Annotated in this window: 21 protein-coding genes; 13 read left to right on the top strand and 8 right to left on the bottom strand. The window is 65.8% G+C overall.

Annotation, left to right across the window (positions count from 1 at the left end; genetic code table 11):
• Positions 1-33: 33 nt before the first annotated feature.
• Complete coding sequence (locus ACU0AG_RS01995; RefSeq protein ID WP_482780582.1) at positions 34-1,227, bottom strand: acyl-CoA dehydrogenase family protein; 1,194 nt, start codon at positions 1,225-1,227, stop codon at positions 34-36.
• A gap of 223 nt (positions 1,228-1,450) precedes the next feature.
• Here ACU0AG_RS01995 and ACU0AG_RS01990 point away from each other — a divergent pair, with 223 nt between their 5' ends.
• The 7 genes from ACU0AG_RS01990 to ACU0AG_RS01960 all read left to right on the top strand — a co-directional run bounded on the left by ACU0AG_RS01990 (position 1,451) and on the right by ACU0AG_RS01960 (position 8,212).
• Positions 1,451-2,947 (top strand): MFS transporter, encoded by a 1,497-nt coding sequence (locus ACU0AG_RS01990; RefSeq protein ID WP_482780581.1) that lies wholly within the window; start codon positions 1,451-1,453, stop codon positions 2,945-2,947.
• 78 nt (positions 2,948-3,025) lie between these two features.
• The gene (locus ACU0AG_RS01985; RefSeq protein ID WP_482780580.1) at positions 3,026-4,363 is read left to right on the top strand and encodes an acyl-CoA dehydrogenase family protein; all 1,338 of its coding nucleotides are present in this window, start codon (positions 3,026-3,028) and stop codon (positions 4,361-4,363) included.
• Between the two features lie 94 nt (positions 4,364-4,457).
• A complete protein-coding gene (locus ACU0AG_RS01980) occupies positions 4,458-5,546 on the top strand; it encodes a Zn-dependent alcohol dehydrogenase (RefSeq protein WP_482780579.1) in 1,089 nt (362 codons plus the stop codon).
• Positions 5,546-6,616, top strand: coding sequence for a phosphotransferase family protein (locus ACU0AG_RS01975; protein ID WP_482780578.1), 1,071 nt, complete (start codon positions 5,546-5,548; stop codon positions 6,614-6,616). Before ACU0AG_RS01980 ends, ACU0AG_RS01975 begins: the two co-directional genes overlap by 1 nt.
• 65 nt (positions 6,617-6,681) lie before the next feature.
• The gene (dapD, locus tag ACU0AG_RS01970) at positions 6,682-7,518 is read left to right on the top strand and encodes a 2,3,4,5-tetrahydropyridine-2,6-dicarboxylate N-succinyltransferase (protein WP_482780577.1); all 837 of its coding nucleotides are present in this window, start codon (positions 6,682-6,684) and stop codon (positions 7,516-7,518) included.
• 16 nt (positions 7,519-7,534) lie between these two features.
• A complete protein-coding gene (locus ACU0AG_RS01965) occupies positions 7,535-7,975 on the top strand; it encodes a DUF1810 domain-containing protein (protein WP_482780576.1) in 441 nt (146 codons plus the stop codon).
• Between the two features lie 84 nt (positions 7,976-8,059).
• Positions 8,060-8,212, top strand: a complete 153-nt coding sequence (locus tag ACU0AG_RS01960; protein WP_482780575.1) for a hypothetical protein — start codon at positions 8,060-8,062, stop codon at positions 8,210-8,212.
• On the opposite strand, the gene ACU0AG_RS01955 is transcribed toward ACU0AG_RS01960, so the two are convergent.
• On the bottom strand, positions 8,190-9,482 hold the full coding sequence (locus ACU0AG_RS01955) for a dipeptidase (protein WP_482780574.1): 1,293 nt from the start codon (positions 9,480-9,482) through the stop codon (positions 8,190-8,192). The genes ACU0AG_RS01960 and ACU0AG_RS01955 overlap by 23 nt on opposite strands.
• 52 nt (positions 9,483-9,534) lie before the next feature.
• Between ACU0AG_RS01955 and ACU0AG_RS01950 the strand changes: the two genes are divergently transcribed.
• From ACU0AG_RS01950 to ACU0AG_RS01940, 3 genes are read left to right on the top strand one after another with little or no spacing between them, the layout of a single operon-like run.
• Positions 9,535-9,990 (top strand): cupin domain-containing protein, encoded by a 456-nt coding sequence (locus ACU0AG_RS01950; protein WP_482780573.1) that lies wholly within the window; start codon positions 9,535-9,537, stop codon positions 9,988-9,990.
• Positions 9,987-10,385, top strand: a complete 399-nt coding sequence (locus tag ACU0AG_RS01945; RefSeq protein WP_482780572.1) for a DoxX family protein — start codon at positions 9,987-9,989, stop codon at positions 10,383-10,385. Before ACU0AG_RS01950 ends, ACU0AG_RS01945 begins: the two co-directional genes overlap by 4 nt.
• A gap of 23 nt (positions 10,386-10,408) precedes the next feature.
• Positions 10,409-10,615: a DUF3253 domain-containing protein gene (locus ACU0AG_RS01940; RefSeq protein WP_482780571.1), complete on the top strand. Its 207-nt coding sequence runs from the start codon at positions 10,409-10,411 to the stop codon at positions 10,613-10,615.
• A gap of 40 nt (positions 10,616-10,655) precedes the next feature.
• Here ACU0AG_RS01940 and ACU0AG_RS01935 read toward each other — a convergent pair whose 3' ends face one another.
• Both ACU0AG_RS01935 and ACU0AG_RS01930 read right to left on the bottom strand, forming a co-directional pair.
• Positions 10,656-10,907, bottom strand: coding sequence for an SWIB/MDM2 domain-containing protein (locus ACU0AG_RS01935; protein WP_482780570.1), 252 nt, complete (start codon positions 10,905-10,907; stop codon positions 10,656-10,658).
• Positions 10,908-10,934: 27 nt separating this feature from the next.
• Positions 10,935-11,528: a YbhB/YbcL family Raf kinase inhibitor-like protein gene (locus ACU0AG_RS01930; RefSeq protein WP_482780569.1), complete on the bottom strand. Its 594-nt coding sequence runs from the start codon at positions 11,526-11,528 to the stop codon at positions 10,935-10,937.
• A gap of 251 nt (positions 11,529-11,779) precedes the next feature.
• Here ACU0AG_RS01930 and ACU0AG_RS01925 point away from each other — a divergent pair, with 251 nt between their 5' ends.
• Complete coding sequence (locus ACU0AG_RS01925) at positions 11,780-13,243, top strand: S41 family peptidase (RefSeq protein ID WP_482780568.1); 1,464 nt, start codon at positions 11,780-11,782, stop codon at positions 13,241-13,243.
• 6 nt (positions 13,244-13,249) lie between these two features.
• Here the strand turns inward: ACU0AG_RS01925 and ACU0AG_RS01920 are convergent, their stop codons facing one another.
• Entirely contained in the window at positions 13,250-13,657 is a 408-nt protein-coding gene (locus ACU0AG_RS01920) for a GFA family protein (RefSeq protein ID WP_482780567.1), read from the bottom strand.
• 26 nt (positions 13,658-13,683) lie between these two features.
• Complete coding sequence (locus ACU0AG_RS01915; RefSeq protein ID WP_482780566.1) at positions 13,684-14,115, bottom strand: COG3650 family protein; 432 nt, start codon at positions 14,113-14,115, stop codon at positions 13,684-13,686.
• A gap of 65 nt (positions 14,116-14,180) precedes the next feature.
• On the opposite strand from ACU0AG_RS01915, the gene ACU0AG_RS01910 reads away from it, so the two are divergent.
• Both ACU0AG_RS01910 and ACU0AG_RS01905 read left to right on the top strand, forming a co-directional pair.
• A complete protein-coding gene (locus tag ACU0AG_RS01910; protein WP_482780565.1) occupies positions 14,181-15,416 on the top strand; it encodes an FAD-binding domain-containing protein in 1,236 nt (411 codons plus the stop codon).
• 70 nt (positions 15,417-15,486) lie between these two features.
• Positions 15,487-16,692 carry a hypothetical protein gene (locus ACU0AG_RS01905; RefSeq protein WP_482780564.1) on the top strand — a complete coding sequence of 402 codons (1,206 nt, stop codon included), beginning with the start codon at positions 15,487-15,489 and terminating at the stop codon, positions 16,690-16,692.
• Positions 16,693-16,716: 24 nt separating this feature from the next.
• Here ACU0AG_RS01905 and ACU0AG_RS01900 read toward each other — a convergent pair whose 3' ends face one another.
• Both ACU0AG_RS01900 and ACU0AG_RS01895 read right to left on the bottom strand, forming a co-directional pair.
• Positions 16,717-17,070 carry an HPF/RaiA family ribosome-associated protein gene (locus ACU0AG_RS01900; protein WP_482780563.1) on the bottom strand — a complete coding sequence of 118 codons (354 nt, stop codon included), beginning with the start codon at positions 17,068-17,070 and terminating at the stop codon, positions 16,717-16,719.
• Between the two features lie 91 nt (positions 17,071-17,161).
• A complete protein-coding gene (locus tag ACU0AG_RS01895) occupies positions 17,162-17,374 on the bottom strand; it encodes a hypothetical protein (protein ID WP_482780562.1) in 213 nt (70 codons plus the stop codon).
• Positions 17,375-17,452: the final 78 nt, after the last annotated feature.

The following is a 17,452-nucleotide window of genomic DNA, read 5'->3' as shown; positions in this document are numbered from 1 at the left end:
CGGCCCCGGATCAAGTCCGGGGCAACGCCTTCATTACGCCCCCGGCAGGTCGAGGATGCGCTTGGCGATGACGTTGAGCATCACTTCGGATGTGCCGCCCTCGATCGAGTTCGCCTTGGTCCGCAGCCAGCTGCGCGAGGGCTTGCCGCCCTCGGTCGCCTCGCTGTCCCATTCGAGGCTGCGCGAGCCGCCGACCGCCATCAGCAGTTCGTGCCGGCGCTTGTTCAGCTCGGTGCCGGCATACTTCATCATGTTCGGCTGGGCAGGGTGCGCCTTGCCGACCTTGATCTCGTCGAGGAATTTCTCGCCCATCGCGGTATAGGCCAGCGCATCGACATCGAACATCGCCAGCTCTGCGCGCAGCACCGGATCGATCTCGTCGCCGGTCTTGGCGGCATGACGCTTCATCGCCGCACCGATCGCGGCAGCGCGTTCGCCGTTGTCCGCGCCCGAGATCATCTCGCGTTCGTGACCAAGCAGATACTTGGCCACATCCCAGCCGCGATTGATCTGGCCGACATAGGCCGGCACGTCATCGCCGTAGGACTTGGGCACCTTCACATTGTCGAAGAAGGTTTCGCAGAAGGGCGAATTGCCGCTGATCAGCTTGATCGGCTTGGTCGTCACCCCTTCGCTCGCCATGTCGTAGAGCATGAAGGTGATGCCCTTGTACTTGTCGTCCTTGTCGGTGCGGACAAGGCAGAAGATCCAGTCGGCATGATCGGCATAGGAGGTCCAGATCTTCTGGCCGTTGACGATCCAGTGATCGCCGTGATCTTCGCCATAGGTCTGCAAGGACACGAGGTCGCTGCCCGAACCGGGTTCGGAATAGCCCTGGCACCAGCGGATTTCGCCGCGGGCGATTTCGTTAAGGAAGCGCCGCTTCTGCCCCTCGGTGCCGAAGTGCAGCAGCGCCGGGCCGAGCATCCAGATGCCGAAGGAGCTCAATGGCGGGCGGGCGTTGATGCGGCCCATTTCCTCGCGCAGCACCTTGGCTTCCGCGGGCGACAGGCCGGCGCCGCCATATTCCTTCGGCCACGAAGGCACGGTGTAGCCCTTGGCGATTGCCGCTTCGAGCCACGCCTTCTGCGCATCGTTCTTGAAAGTGGCGCGGCGCCCGCCCCAGTAGATGTCGCTATCGTCGCGCACCGGTTCGCGCATTTCTGCGGGGCAGTTCGCCTCGAGCCAGCTGCGGGTTTCTGCACGGAATGTTTCCAGATCGGCCATGGCCGAGTCTCCTCTCTCAAGCTCTCACTTGACGCTTACGTTAGTGGCATTTTGCCGAGGCCTGCAAGCACCGATCGCACTCTTTCGGATGCCGTAGCGTCAGCCCCGTTACCGGCGGCTGCGCGATTGACGGCGGGCGCAATCGGTCTAGGTTCGCAACTGAAATGGGGAGAGAGAACTTGGCCGGATTCGGCGGGCTGGCAGCCGGAGAGGCTGTCAGGACATGAATGGCGGCGCGGCAATCGTGACCGGCAAATTGCCGATGCGGCTGAAGCTCGTTCAGGGCTTTGGCGCGGTCGCGTTCGGCGTGAAGGATAACGGCTTTTCGTTCTTCCTGCTGATCTTCTACAATCAGGTGCTCGGCATGGATGCCGCGCTGGTCAGCCTGGCGCTATTGATCGCGCTGCTGGTGGATGCGGTGATCGATCCGGTGCTCGGCAACCTGTCGGATCGCACCTACACCCGCTGGGGCCGCCGCCTGCCGTGGCTCTATGCCGCGCCGGTCCCGCTGGCCTTCGCATGGGTGATGATGTGGAGCCCGCCGGCCGGAGAGGCGCCGAGCTTTGCGGGCCTCGTCGGCATCGCCATCGCGGTGCGGGTGCTGCTTTCGGCGTGCGAGGTGCCATCGATCAGCCTCGTCCCGGAAATCACTGCCGATTATGACGAACGCACCACGCTGTTCCGGTACCGCGCACTGGGCGGCTGGATCGGCGGGCTGGGCATGATGGCGCTGGCCTACACCGTGTTCCTCGCCGGGCCTGACGGGATGCTCCGGCGCGAGGGCTATTACGCCTTTGGAGTATTCGGTGCGGTGCTGATGGCAGTTTCGGTGATCGGATCGGCACTGGGCCAGCACCGGCTGGTTGCGCGCCTGCCCGACACCCGCCCGCCGCCATTCACCATCAAGGGGGCCTTTGCCGAAATCCACGAGGCCTTTTCCGAACGCGCCTTCCTGATCTTCGCGGCCGGTGGTCTGGCGGCCTATGTGCATCAGGGGCTGAACTTCTCGATCACCAATTACATCAACCTGTTCGTGCTGCAGCTTGGCAGTGGCCAGCTGATGTTCTTCCCGCTGGTGTTGCTGGGCGCGGTGGTGCTCATGTTTGTCACCATCGGCCCGCTGCACCAGCGCATCGGCAAGGCGCGGTCGGCGGGGCTGGGGATGATTGCGGGCACGATTCTGGGCATGGTGCCGTTTGTGCTGCTGCTGTCCGGCCTGTGGCCTGCCCCCGGCAGCGCGGCTTCGGCAGCGCTGTACTATGCCTTCGCGCTGGTGGCGACGGGGCTGGGGATCATCTCGCTGGTTTCGGCGACTTCGATGATCGCCGAAATCGTCGAGGCCTTCGAGGAACGCACCGGCAGGCGTGCCGAGGGTTCGTTCTATTCGGGCAACTGGCTGGTGCAGAAATGCGCGACAGGCGCGGGGATCTTCCTGTCGGGCCAGATCATCGCCTTCTCGCAGCTTGCGCCCGAGGCAGTGCCCGGCAGCGTGCCGCCCGATGTGCTGACCCGGCTGCTGCTGTGCTACGGCGGTGCGATGCTGACGCTGGCGGTGGTTGCGGCCTTCTGGCTGGCGCGCTTTCCGATCACCCGCGCCGAGCACGAGGCGCGGGTTTCACGCCTTGCCGAACGCCGCGCCAGCGCGCGCCGGAATGCCGTAGCGGCAGGTCATGGCGATCCCGAAGAACCGCCGCCCGCCATACCCGCGACCCACAAATGAGAGCTTGGCGGGCGCAAAAGGCTCTGCCACGGTTGCCCGCAGATTCGATGACCAATCAGGACGAGAGAGGAACCCCCGATGGATTTTGAACCCACAGAACGCCAGGCCTACTGGGCCGGGCGCGTGCGCGACTTCATCGAAACGCACATCCGCCCCAACATGGATGTCTACAAGGCGCAGGATGCCGAAGGCGACCGCTGGAAGGTGATCCAGATCATCGAGGACAAGAAGAAGCTGGCCAAGGAAGCCGGCATCTGGAACCTGTTCATGCCGCCGCGCAACGACAGCCATCATCATGTCGACGAGACCTTCGAATTCGAAGGCCCGGGCCTCACCAACCTCGAATATGCGCTGTGCGCCGAGGAAATGGGCCGCATCGGCTGGGCTTCGGAAGTGTTCAACTGCTCCGCGCCCGATACCGGCAATATGGAAGTGTTCCACCGCTACGGCACGCGCGAACAGAAGGAAGAATGGCTGCGCCCGCTGATGAACGGCGAGATCCGTTCGGCCTTCCTGATGACCGAACCCTACACCGCGTCATCGGACGCGACCAATATCGAGACCCGCATCGAGCGCGACGGCGACCACTACGTCATCAACGGGCGCAAGTGGTGGTCTTCGGGCCTCGGCGATCCGCGCTGCAAGATCGCGATCGTGATGGGCAAGACCGATTTCAACGCCCAGCGCCATGCGCAGCAATCGATGGTGCTGATGCCCATCGACAGCCCGGGCGTGAACATCATCCGGCATCTGCCGGTGTTCGGCTATGACGATGCTCCGCATGGCCACATGGAAGTCGAGATGGTGAACGTGCGCGTTCCCGTCACCAACATGCTGCTGGGCGAAGGGCGCGGCTTCGAGATCGCGCAGGGCCGCCTCGGGCCGGGCCGCATCCACCACTGCATGCGCACCATCGGCGTCGCCGAAGAGGCGCTGGCCAAGATGTGCCGCCGCCTGCAGGAGCGCGAGGCTTTCGGCAAGCCGGTCTACAAGCACTCGGTCTGGGAAGAGCGCGTGGCGCGTGCCCGTATCGACATCGACATGACCCGTCTGCTCTGCCTCAAGGCGGCCGATATGATGGACAAGGTCGGCAACAAGGCGGCCAAGCAGGAAATCGCGATGATCAAGGTGCAGGCGCCCAACATGGCGCTCAAGATCATCGACGATGCCATTCAGGCCCACGGCGGCGGCGGTGTGTCTGAGGATTACGGTCTCGCCTCGGCCTATGCCCACCAGCGCACCCTGCGCCTTGCCGACGGGCCGGACGAAGTCCACGCTCGCTCGATCGCGCACATGGAGTTCGCCAAGCACGCGCCGGTTGCCGGCCCGACGGCCAACGCCCTGCGCGGCAACCACGGGCGTGCCGCCAATGACGGCCAGAGCTTCAGCTCGGGCGACATGGGCGTGGCGCGCTGACCTGCTAATCCATCACCGTTCGTGTCGAGCGTAGTCGAGACACATCGACACGAACGGTTCTCGACTGCGCTCGAACCGAACGGAAACTAAACTCATGGCAAAAGCCGCCATTCTTGAACGCCCCGGCGAAGGCCTGCGCATTGCCGAGGTCACCTATGCCGAGCCCGGCCCGCATGAAGTCCTGATCGACACCAAGGCCTGCGGGCTGTGCCATTCGGACCTGCACTTCATCGACGGGCATTACCCCCACGCCCTGCCCGCCATTCCGGGGCATGAGGCGGCGGGGATCGTGCGTGCGGTCGGCAGCGAGGTGCGCACGGTGAAGCCGGGCGATCATGTCGTCTCGTGCCTCAGCGCCTTCTGCGGGCATTGCGAATTCTGCGTGACGGGTCGCATGGCGCTGTGCCTTGGCGGGGATACGCGCCGCCAGAAGGGCGACGCCTCGCGCATCGCCTTTGGCGACGGGACGCCCGTGAACCAGATGCTCAACCTCTCGGCCCTGTCCGAGCAGATGTTGATCCACGAACACGCCTGCGTGGCCATCGACAAGGCCATGCCGTTCGATCGCGCTGCCCTGCTCGGCTGCGCGGTGACGACCGGCGCGGGGACGATCTTCAACGCCTGCAAGGTGACGCCGGGCGAAACCGTGCTGGTGGTCGGCTGCGGCGGGGTGGGCCTTGCCGCGATCAACGCCGCGAAAATCGCGGGTGCGGGCAAGATCATCGCCGCCGACCCCCTGCCGGAAAAGCGCGCGCTCGCCGAAGTGCTGGGTGCGACCCATACCGTCGATGCTTTGGCTGAAGATGCCGCGAAGCAGATCATCGCCATTTCCGGCGGCGGGGTGCATTGGGGGATCGAGGCGGTGGGCCGTCAGGTCTCGGCCGATCTCGCCGTCGCCTCGCTGCGCCGCGGCGGGACCGCGGTGATCCTCGGCATGATGCCGCTGGATTGCAAGGTCGGGCTCGGCGCGATGGACCTGCTTGGCGGCAAGAAGCTGATGGGCGCGATCATGGGGATGAACCACTTCCCCGTCGATCTGCCGCGTCTGGTCGATTTCTACCTGCGCGGCTTGCTCGATCTCGACACGATCATCGCCGAGCGGATCAGCCTCGACGAGGTCAACAAGGGCTTTGACACAATGCGCGCCGGCCATTCGGCCCGCACAGTGGTGGTGTTCGACTGATGGAAATCGATTTCGATACGGAAATGGTCGGCACGGTGGAAGTGACCGAGAAGGACGCGCTCGACCTTGGCAATCTGACCCGCTGGTTCGAGGCCAATGTCGAAGGGTTCGAAGGCCCGATCAGCTACACCAAGTTCAAGGGTGGCCAGTCGAACCCGACCTACCGGATCGACACGCCCGCGACGTCCTACGTGCTGCGCCGCCAGCCCTTCGGCAAGCTGCTCCCCTCGGCCCATGCAGTCGATCGCGAGTATGCGGCGATGACGGGCCTTTTCCCCACCGGCTTCCCCGTGCCGCGCACCTATGGCCTGTGCGAAGACGTGGACGTGATCGGATCGAAGTTCTTCGTGATGAGCCTCGCCGACGGGCGCTCCTTGTGGAACGGCGCGCTGCCCGGTCTCACGCCGGACGAACGCCGTGCCCATTACCACGCGCTGATCGACACCATGGCCGACCTGCATCGCAACGATCCGCAGGCCATCGGCATGGGCGATTATGGCAAGCCGACCGATTACTGCGCGCGCCAGATCGCCCGCTGGACCAAGCAGTACAAGCTGTCTGAAACCGAGCTGATGCCCGAAATGGAGCGGCTGGTCGAATGGCTGCCGCAGACCATCCCGCCGCAACACGGCTCTAGCGTTGTCCACGGCGATTACCGGCTCGACAACGTGATCTTCCACAAGACCGAGCCCCGCATCATCGCGGTGCTCGACTGGGAACTGTCGACGCTGGGCGATCCGATTGCCGATTTCAGCTACCTGATGCTCAACTGGCACAATCCCGCTGACGGGCGTGCGGGGCTGCTGGGGCTGGATCTGGACGCGCTCGGCATCCCCTCGCAGGATGAAGCGGTGGAGCGGTATGTGGCGCGCACCGGCTATCCCGTGCCGCCGATGGACTGGTACTTTGCCTATAACCTGTTCCGCCTCGCCGGGATTATGCAGGGTATCAAGAAGCGCGTGATCGACGGCACCGCCTCCAGCGCCCACGCACAGGCCATGAGCGAGCGGGTGCGCCCGCTGGCCGAGCGGGCTTACGAGTTTGCCCGTGCCGCAGGCATGCCAGCGTAACGCTTGCCGAGGTCTCGCGGTGCGGCTAGGCGCGCAGTCGCAATCGTGCCTGCCGGAGACCCTCTATGAGTGACGCCCTGATCGCCGCCATCGAAGAAGCGTGGGAAAACCGCGCGGACATCACCCCCGGCCACGAGGTGCGCCATGCGGTCGCCGATGCGCTGGCCCTGCTCGATTCCGGCGAGGCGCGGGTCGCCCAGCCTGACGGGAATGGCGGCTGGACCGTCAACCAGTGGCTCAAGAAAGCGGTGCTGCTGTCCTTCCGCCTCAATGACAACCGCGTGATGGAAGGCGGTGCAGCGGGCGAGGCGGCATTCGACAAGGTGCCGCTGAAATTCGCCGGCTGGGGCGAGAACCGCTTCAAGGAGGCTGGCTTCCGCGTGGTTCCGGGTGCGGTGGTCCGGCGCGGCGCGCATATCTCCAAGGGCGTGGTGCTGATGCCGAGCTTCGTGAATATCGGCGCCTATGTCGGCGAGAACACCATGATCGATACCTGGGCCACGGTCGGTTCCTGTGCGCAGATCGGTGCCAATGTGCACATCTCGGGCGGCGCGGGGATCGGCGGCGTGCTCGAACCGCTTCAGGCCGAACCCGTGATCATCGGCGACAACGCCTTCATCGGCGCCCGCGCCGAGGTTGCCGAAGGCGTGCGCGTGGGCGAGGGTGCTGTGCTTTCGATGGGCGTCTACCTCGGCGCCTCGACCAAGATCGTCGATCGTGCCACCGGCAAGGTCTACATGGGCGAAGTGCCGCCCTATGCCGTGGTCGTGCCCGGCTCGATGCCCGGCAAGCCCTTGCCCGACGGCAGCATGGGGCCGAGCCTCTACTGCGCGGTGATCGTAAAGACGGTCGACGCCCAGACCCGTTCGAAGACCGGCATCAACGAACTGCTGCGCGACTGATCCGGGGCGCGGCAGGATGGATGACGCGCAATCCCGAAGCCTTCAGCGTTTCGTCGATGCGCAGGAGCGGGTGTGGGAGCGGGTCACCGAGGAACTGATTACGGGCTACAAGACCAGCCACTGGATGTGGTTCGTCTTTCCCCAGTTGCGTGGCCTTGGTTCCAGCCCCGAGGCGCAGTTCTACGGGCTTTCGGGGCTGGACGAGGCACGCGATTATCTCGCCCACAGCCTGCTGGGTGACAGACTTCGCTGGTCGGCGGAGACTCTGCTGGGCCATGCCGCCCGGCGCACACCGCGCCAGATGCTGGGCGAGATTGACGCCTTGAAGCTGTGCAGCAGCCTCACCCTGTTTGCGCAGACCGGTGACGACGCTCTGTTCGACCGCGCACTGGCAGGACTGTTTGCTGGCGAGCGCGATCCCCACACGCTTGCCCTGCTCGAACGCCCATCATCCTGATTGCGGAACCATTCGCCGCGCCCATGGTTGATTGACGTTACGGAAGGCATTTCCGTAACGTCAACAATAACGGGGAGAGCAGCAATGGCCGATCACAACGAAGCAATCCGCATCAACGACGAAGCTGCCCGCGGCGCGGTCAGCAATACGGGTCTGCGCTATGTGCTGGGTTACAGCCTTGCGCTCGCCGTGATCGCGATGAGTGCGGTCTGGATCATTCCGGCGCTGGCGCGCTGATCAGCGTTTCGATCGGGGCCATGCCGGCAACGCTGGCGGCGTAGGCTTCGGCGGCGCGCATCACCCGCAGCGCGTTGCGGCTGGCGATCATTTCAAGCTCGGCCTGCGAATAGCCGCGCCGTGCGAGTTCCGCGAACAGCAGCGGATAGCCGCGCACATCCTCGAACCCGACCGGGCCGGACGGCATCCCGTCGAAATCCCCGCCGATACCGATCGATTCGACGCCAGCCACTTCGCGGATGTGGTCGATATGGTCGGCCATGTGCTGGATCGTCGTTGCCGGTTCGGGGTGCGCCTTGTCCCACGCCGCCATCGCCTCGCTCACCGTCGCAGGCTGGCCCTGCCATAGCGCCTTCAGCCGTGCTTCCTCGGCAGAGCGGCGGGCGAACCACTGGCGGCGCTCCTCGTTGAGGAAGCCCGGCAGCGCCACCACCATCACGATCCCGCCATTGTAGGGCAGGCGCCGTAGCACCGAATCCGGCACGTTGCGCGGGTGGCCGTTCACCGCCCGCGCGCCGGAGTGACTGAAGATCACCGGCGCCTTGGCCACGTCCAGCGCATCGAGCATCGTCTCCTCGCTGACATGGCTGAGATCGACCAGCATCCCCAGCCGGTTCATCTCGCGCACCACATCCTTGCCGAATTCGCTGAGGCCACCATGTTTCGGATTGTCGGTCGCAGCATCGGCCCACGGCGTGTTGCTGTTGTGGGTCAACGTCATGTAGCGTGCGCCGAGCGCGTGGAGCTGCCGCAGAACCGCAAGGCTCGATCCGATCGAATGTCCGCCCTCCATGCCCAGCAGCGAGGCGATCCGGCCCTCGGCCATGGCGCGCTCGACTTCGTCGGCAGTGGTGGCAAAGCGCAGGGCCTGCGGGTTGCGGGCGATTAGCCGTTTGGTGACGTCGATCTGCTCGATCACCTGCTGCACCGCTTCGGGCTCGTCGGGGTTCGAGGGCACATAGACCGACCAGAACTGCGCGCCGACCTTGCCTTCCTTGAGGCGGGCGAGATCAGTCTGCATCACCGCGCCTTGCGGATGGGCCGCGCCGGTGTGCGTGGTATCCTCGAAATCGAAAGCGTTGATCTGGTTGGCGACGCGGGCGCGCAGCTGGTTGGGCACATCATTATGCCCGTCAAACACCGGCGCGGCCTCCAGCGCGGCATTGGCGGTCGCGGTGGCGGGATCGACCAGCGCTTCCTGCGCAGCCAGCGGGTTCGCCAGCAGCAATGCGGCGACAAGAGCGATGCGCGAGGGCGCGAAAAGTTGCATGGGCAAGCCTCCCGAAGGTAGAGCGCCCGGAAACACGGGCAAGGAACAGGCGATGGGTGATAGCGCGGCAGAACTGATCGAACAATTGCGCCTTGCCGCCCATCCCGAAGGCGGATGGTATCGCGAAACCTGGCGGGGGCAGGTCGGGACGGATGGGCGGGCCCAAGGCACCGCAATCATCTTCATGCTCCGCGCTGGCGAGGCCTCGCACTGGCACACGGTCGATGCCGCCGAGCTGTGGCTGTGGCAGGCGGGCGATCCGCTGGAACTGCGGCTGGCGGCTGGTGACGCGGGGCCGGTGCGGTCGGTGATCCTCGGCAGTGATGTGATGGCCGGGCAGCAGTTGCAGGGACTGGTCGAACCGGGAGAATGGCAGGCGGCGCGCTGCCACGGCAAGCCGCGCTTCGGTTACACGCTGGTGTCCTGCGTGGTGGTGCCGGGGTTCGATTTTGCCGGGTTCACCCTTGCACCGCCGGGCTGGGAACCGGGTGCGGGAGCGGCGGCGTGATCCGCGCGGTCTTCCGCTGGCTGCTCGCGGCGTTCTATGCGCTGGCGGGCATCATCCACCTGATCCGGCCTGAGCCTTTCCTCACCATCATGCCCGCGTGGGTGCCCGCGCCGGAGGCCGTGGTGCTGTGGACGGGCATTGCCGAACTGCTCGGCAGCATCGGGCTGATCCAGCCCTTCTCGCCCGCGCTGCGCCGGGCGGCAGGGCGGGGGCTGGCGGCCTATGCGTTGTGCGTCTGGCCTGCCAATATCAACCACTTCATCATCGACATGGCGCGGCCCGATGGAGGGCTGGGTCTTGCCTATCACATTCCGCGGATGATCGCGCAGCCGGTGATCATCTGGCTGGCATTGTGGGTCGGTGAATGCCTGCCGCTGCGCCGGAGCCGCGGTTGACGCCTGCCGGGGCAATCCGGGCATTGCTTGACCAGCGAGCGGAGGGCGCGACCATCTGCCCGAGCGAAGCAGCGCGCCGTCTGGCCGGGCCGGATGGCGACTGGCGCCGTGAAATGGACGCCGTTCACGCAGCAGTGGACAGCCTCGTCGCCGCGGGGGACATCGCGCTTTCGTGGAAAGGCCTGCCCATGCAAAAGCGGCGCGGACCCTACCGGATCGCGCGCCGCTGATGTCTGGCCATGGCCGGGTGCCGCAGGGGCACCGGCAGGCTTAGCTGAGGTGCTTCGAGACCGCTGCGGTCATCTTGAACATCGAGATCTGGTCCTTGCCGATCACCGCGCCCAGCTTGGCATCGGGATTGATCTGACGCTTGTCGGTGGTGTCCTGCAGGCCGTTGGCCTTGATGTATTCCCACACCTTCGAAGTCACCTGGGCGCGGGTCATCGGGCCCTTGCCGATCACGGCTTCGAGATCACCCGAAAGGTTGACCGGCTTTTGCAGTGCGTTGGTCGTTCCAGCCATCATTTACTCCCTTGTCTTTGTGGCAGGTTAATCAAGATCATCGTCATCATCCCAGCCCGCATCCTCCTCTCCTCCGCCGGTGAAGGTGGCATGGAGCACTGCGCAGGCCGTGACCGTCCCTTGCAGCGACGCGAGCAGTTCCGCCCGGCCAGCGCCCGGCATCAGCACGAGCGGAAGGTCGGTGGCGAACAGCTGAAACAGGTAATGGCGCGTCTCGCCCTCGGGCGGGTCGGGCAGCAGCCATTCGGAATTGCCGAAAGCATTCTTGCCGGTGCGCGGCGGCACTTCGCCTTCGAGCAGCTTGCCGCGTTGTCCGGCAAGGCCCCACACCAGCCAGTGGCAAGCGGGTTCTGCACCTTTGGCCGAAGCGTCTTCCACCACCAGCACCAGTTCCTGCGAACCGGGCGGCGGGGCGCTCCATTCCAGCGGCGGGGCAACAGCATCTTCCTCGCAGGCGGTGAAGCTCGGATCGAGTTCGTCGCCGGCGCGGAAGGCCGGGCTGGTCAGCGCAAAACCCCCGCGCGCCAGCGTCTGCGCCGATCCCAGCTTCGCCACGGCGAGACCGGGATGACGTGCAGGCGCGGGCACCGCAGATGCGAGCCAGTCCGGAAAATCAGTCATGATTCTGTCGTTCCATCCCCGCCGTGCTAGTCCAGCGTGACACGAGAAACGAGGCTTGAGGGTCAAGTTTTCGCCGGTTTTTGCGGAAAACCCTGCAAAAGCAGGCAAAATGGTCACGGTTTTGGCGATTTCCGGATGATTTTCGCCCTCCGCCGCTTGCCCGATGCGGGGCAAAATTGCATCCCACGCCCTCGGGCAGCGGTAAACCGCTCTGTCCCGACTGCCCGCGAAACACGGAGTTGCCGCCTGACATGACCGCCGGTCGCACCGCTTTGAGCCTTGTTCTGGCCTTCAGCCTTGTCGCCTGCGGAGGCGGTGGATCATCGTCTACCCCGCCGACCGGTGGTGGCGGGGGAACGCCGCCCACGGGCGGGAACGGCTGCGCCCTGCGCGACCAGCAGACCTTCGCCGACAATGTCCTGAACGAATGGTATCTGTTTCCTGACCTTCTGGCCAATGCCAACCCGGCATCCTTCAGCGACCTGCAATCCTATCTCGACGCGCGCGTGGCCCCTGCACGGGCGCAGAGCCGTGATCGCGGCTTCACCTTCGCCACCTCGATCGCCGAAGAAAATGCGCTCATCAACTCCGGATCGAGCGCAGGGTTCGGCATCCGCCTGAACTATGACACCGCCGCCCGCCGCGTGTTCGTGGTGGAGGCCTATGAAGGCGCGAGCGGACTGGCGGCCGGGCTCGACCGCGGGAGCGAGATTACCGCGATCGGCACCAGCAGCGCGAACCTCCAGACCGTGTCGAGCCTGTTCGCGAGCGGCGGCACGCAGGCGGTGGTCAATGCGCTCGGCCCGTCGACTGCCGGGGTGGCGCGGGTCCTGCGCTTTGTCCAGCCGGACGGAACCACCATCGAGCGCAGTATCACCAAGACCGACTTCGCGCTCGATCCGGTTTCCGACCGCTATGGCGCGGTGATCCTCAATGATGGCGGCAAGCGGGTCGGCTATCTCAACCTGCGCACCTTCATCGTCGCCGATGCGTCGAACCAGCTGCGGCAAGCCTTCGCCCAGTTCGCCGCGCAGGGCGTGACCGAACTGATCATCGACCTGCGCTACAACGGCGGCGGGCTGGTCGATGTGGCCGACACAATGGGCGACCTGATGGGCGCAGGGCGCGTGGGGCAGGTGTGGAGCCGCACGGTGCTGCGCGCCAGCAAGGCTGACCGGAACGAGACCCGCACCTTCCGCAGCGAGGCCAACGCCATCGCTCCGACCCGCATCGCCTTCATTACCACCAGCGCCAGCGCCTCTGCCAGCGAGCTGGTGATCAATTCGATGATCCCCTATCTCGGCACCAACATGGCGCTGGTGGGGAGCAATTCCTTCGGCAAGCCGGTGGGACAGTTCGGGTTCGACCTGTCGGCCTGCGACCTTCGGGTGCGGGCGGTGACGTTCCAGACTGTGAACGCCAGCAATCAGGGCAACTACTTTACCGGCCTTGCCAGCGTGGTGCCCAATGCCTGTCGTGCAGGGGACGATATCCTGCGTCCCTTCGGCGACCCGCGCGAAGCCTCGATCGCGGCGGCACTCGATTTCCTCGGCGGGCGATCGTGCGCCGCATTTTCGGCCAGCGGGCAGGCGGCGGACAAGGGCGAGGGCGCAGAAGGACAGCGCCAGCGGCTGGGCCTTGATCTGCCCGAGCGCGAGCCGCTCCAGCCGGAACGGCCCAACGCCGCGCAGCACGATCTGCCCGGCCTGTTCTGACCCCTGTTACAGGCCTTCGGGCACGGTTTCGAAGCCGGGAATTTCGCCGAGATCGACCCAGTCCTGCTTGCTCTTGGTGTAGCAATGGAACGCGGGCTTGAGGATGCTGGTGTCGTCCAGCGTCCCGGCCTTGATGAACATCATCCCCGGCGGGCTTTCGACCCGCGTGAACACGGGCGAGCCGCAGGTGCCGCAGAACTGCCGCCGCACGGTCGCGCCGCTATCGCCGGTGTCGTTATAGGTGGTCAGCTCGCCTTCGAAGGCAACGGCGGTTTCGGGCACGCCGATGATGACCGACAGGCTGCTGCCCGCCTGCCGCTGGCAATTCTTGCAATGGCAGGTCACGCACAGCAGCGGATCGCTTTCGCATGTGTAGCGCACCTTGCCGCACAGGCAGCCTCCGGTGATCGTCATGGTCTCTCCCCCTGTTCCATCGCGCCCTATGGCGCAGCGTCGCCGGTGAACGGCTGGCTGCTGGTATAGCCGCAGCCGCGCAAGGTTTCCTCACCCAAAGCGATAGTGGCGACGAAGGGGAAGGTGCGATCGCTCATCCCGTCGCTGCAATCGCCGGGGGTGAGTGTGGCGGTGAAGGGGTCGCCAAACAACTCACCCGAAAAGCCGAGCCCGTTGTTTCCGGCAAAGCGGGTAACGGGGAAGTCGAAGCCTTCGGGGTGTTCAGGGTTGCTGTAACGGGCGCTGCCCTGATCGATCCGCACATTCCAGAAGGGTTCGGTGCCGACCAGCGTGACGACCTCGTCCGCGGCGACCTGATCGAAAGTTTCGCCGCCTGGGTCGATCCCGTCCTGCGCGGGGGTGCAGGCTGCAAGGCCGAGCGCCAGAACGGCAGCGAGGGGCGAAGGGCGGTGGATCATGGCGGTCTCTCCTTGATGCCAGAGGATAGGCCGGAACCATGCGCCCGCCAAGGCATTGCCCGCCCATGGACTTCGCCCCCACCCGCGCCGCCGCGCTGAACCGCCTAGCCGCATTTCTCCCCGCCGCCGGTCGCCGTTATGCCGATACCCGCAACCACGATGATGGCCCTGCGCCGGGCGGGCGGGCGAATGTCAGCCAGCTTTCGCCCTGGCTCCATGCAGGCCTGATCGGCGAACCCGAAGTGCTCGACGCCGTTCTCGGCCAGCACAGCCCGCGTGCGGCGGAAAAGTTCATCGCCGAGGTGTTCTGGCGGGTCTATTTCAAGGGCTATCTCGAACAGCGCCCGGCGATCTGGGCCGATTACTGCGCGGGCCGCGACGGCGCTCTGGCGGCGCTGGAGCGCAATGCCGGGCTGCGCACCGCTTACACTGCGGCGACCGAGGGCCGCACCGGGATCGCCGCCTTCGATCTCTGGGCAAGGGAACTGGTGGAGACCGGCTATCTCCACAATCACGCCCGCATGTGGTTTGCCAGCATCTGGATTTTCACCCTGCGGCTCGACTGGCGGTTGGGGGCGGACTTCTTCCTGCGCCATCTGGTTGATGGCGATGCGGCGTCGAACAACCTGTCGTGGCGCTGGGTCGGGGGCCTGCATACCAAGGGCAAGCATTATCTTGCGCGGGCGGACAATATCGCGCGCTACACCGCCGGACATCCGCACGGCCCGCTGGCCGCACAGGGGCTGGCCGATGATGCCGAACCGCTGGAAGAAGCGCAGGAGTATGGCCGCCAGAAGCTCGATTTGCCGGCACCGGTCACTGCCGCCGATCTGACGCGGCCCTTTGCCTTGTTGCTGCATGATGAAGCCGCGCACCACACCCCGCTCGGTCTGCCTGCGGCTCCGGAGCTGGTGATCGGCGCGGCGCGTCCCGGCGCCCGTTCGCCCGGTCAGGTCGGCGCGCTGGCCCGGGGCTTTGCCGATGCGGCGGTGGCCGGCGGCATGGCCGAAGCGGCCGCCGCGTTCGGCTGTCAGGGGGTGCAATGGCGCGAGGGTGAACGGCTGAGGCCGATGCTGGATGCTGCCGGGGTTGATCTGGTCGCGCTGCCCTATCTTCCCGCCGGCTGGACCCGCGACGCATTGTGGCCGGATCTTGCGCCGCTGGTCGCCAAGGGGCGGGTGGTCACCCTGCTCGGCGAGCTTGATCGCACCACATGGCCGCATGCCAAGGCAGGGTTTTTCGGCGTTGCCAAGGCCATTGACGGCGTTCTGCGGCAATGCGGCATCGGGGGCGCGGGATAGTTTCAACCCTGCCTTAACCTTGTTGGGGTAAGCCGGGGCGTTGTTATCCGCCCAAGGGCCGCACACCGAAATGCTCTACCCCAACCGCCTTCAGGCCGCCCTGCTGTTCGACCGCCCGCTCGACAACCTCGAAGCGATCATGCGCACCTTCGCACGGATCGAGGGGATGAAATCGGGCGCCAGCTTCAACGTCTCCGAAGCCAATCCGGGCCGCTTCTACCGCCTGTTCAACGGCGCGGAAGAACTGATGCTGACCTTCGAATATGTGAACGGCGCGTGCGATGCGCAGGTGTTCCGCGGGGCACTGTCTTCGGCCTACACCGGCATTGTCACGCCCGATATCCGCCAGCGCCTTGCCCGCACCCAAAGCCACATCCTGCTTGAAGTCTCGCACGGGGTGCTCGGCGGGGTGGACGAGGATCCGAAGATCGCCGCGATGTTCGCGCAGATCGGGCGCCCGCGCGAAGGTGCCACGCAGGCCCAGTTCGAACGCCGACTTGCCGTGCTGTCGCTGATGACCCGCATCGCCTCTGAAGATGCGATGCCGCTGGCGGTGCACTGGACCCAGTCCGACCAGCTTCTGGCGGGGGAGGCCTGCGACAGGCTTGCCGCCATGCCCGCACCCGGCCCGCTGCATATCCACCCGTTCCTGTTCGGCCCGCAATCCGCGCCCGGGGAACCGTCGCTGGTCGGCATCCGCACCTTCGGCGCACGCCACTGGCTGGGTCGCGAGATCCTGATCAAGCCCGGCGTTCTGCCCTGGGCTGCCAATTTTGAAACGATCCTTGCCTTCCTGCGGGTGGCGACCATGCCGAACGGCTATGTCATTCCCGATGGCGACACCTTCGGGCCGGAAGACCGCAGCCTGTCCTATCGCGTGCTGCACCACGATGCCGGTGCAGATATCGGCTATGCGGAGCCCGAACCGGCGGACATGCCGATCTACGAACTCGTGCCGCTCAAACACGTCGCGCACAACTTCGTCGCCGAAGACCACGTGCCGGACGCCAACGCCTTCAACGACCGCGCATTTCCGCCCGCAATCATGCCGGCGGATCAGGACGCGAAGATGGCGCTTGCCAATGAATGGGGTGAAAAGCGCAAGCTGGCCGAGGGGATCGGCGGGCGGTTCGAAGTGCGCACCCGGGGCGATGCTCCGCCGCCGCAGCCCGCGCCGCCTGCACCGGTGATCGCGCCGAGCCCCGGCCAGCCGGGCCTGCCGAGCCTCTCCGGGCGCGGCCTGCGCGGCAGGGTGTTCGGGCGCAAGGGGCTGTGAATTAGCCCCTCACGCCCCGAGGGTTCAGATCTGCTTGTCGGGCGAGGGGTCGTGGCGGTGCCGCTCGGCCTTGCCGAACACCCGTTCCAGGCGTTCGGCCAGCGTGCTTGCCGCAATCCGCGCTGCGGCATCGACATCGGCAGCCTTGCCGGTGACCCCGATCGGACGACTGCCGCGGGGGCGTGCCTCGATCGTGCAGTGCTTGTCATCCGCGCCGTGCTTGCGGCCGTTGACGTCGCTCACATGCACTTCCAGCCGCGTCAGCCGGTCGGCGAAGCGGGCAAGCCGCTGGCGCACCTGCGCCTCGATCCGGGTGGCGACTTCCTGCGTGCCCATCACCGAACTATCGGTGTTGAACTGGAATTGCATGGTGCTCATGGCATCGTCTCCTTGTGGGTTCAGTAACCTGTTGCCCAAGGAGAATATGGGGATCGCCCGCCCCGCTTTCCAGCGGAATCGGGCAGGCCGTTCAGGAGATCAGGCTCTCTGCTGCACGCTTTTCGGCGCGCACGGCATCGGCCTTCACCCGTTCCTCGGCGGTCTTGCGCGCCTGTTCGGCGAGGCCGCGCCATGTCTTTTCCGAACGCAATTCGCGTTCACGCACATTGTCGAGCGTCGCCTTGGCCGCGAGCACCGCAGCTTCATCGGCGCGTTCGCTGTAGAATTCGTAGGTCTGTGCCATCGGGGGTGTCCTGCCGTGAGAGGGGGGTAGGCGGGAGGCATTCTGGGTGGCGGGCGGAACGCATCATGCGCGCCCCGC

It is taken from the genome of Erythrobacter sp. RANMB8, assembly GCF_056848235.1.
This window is presented reverse-complemented; position numbering and strand designations above follow the sequence as displayed.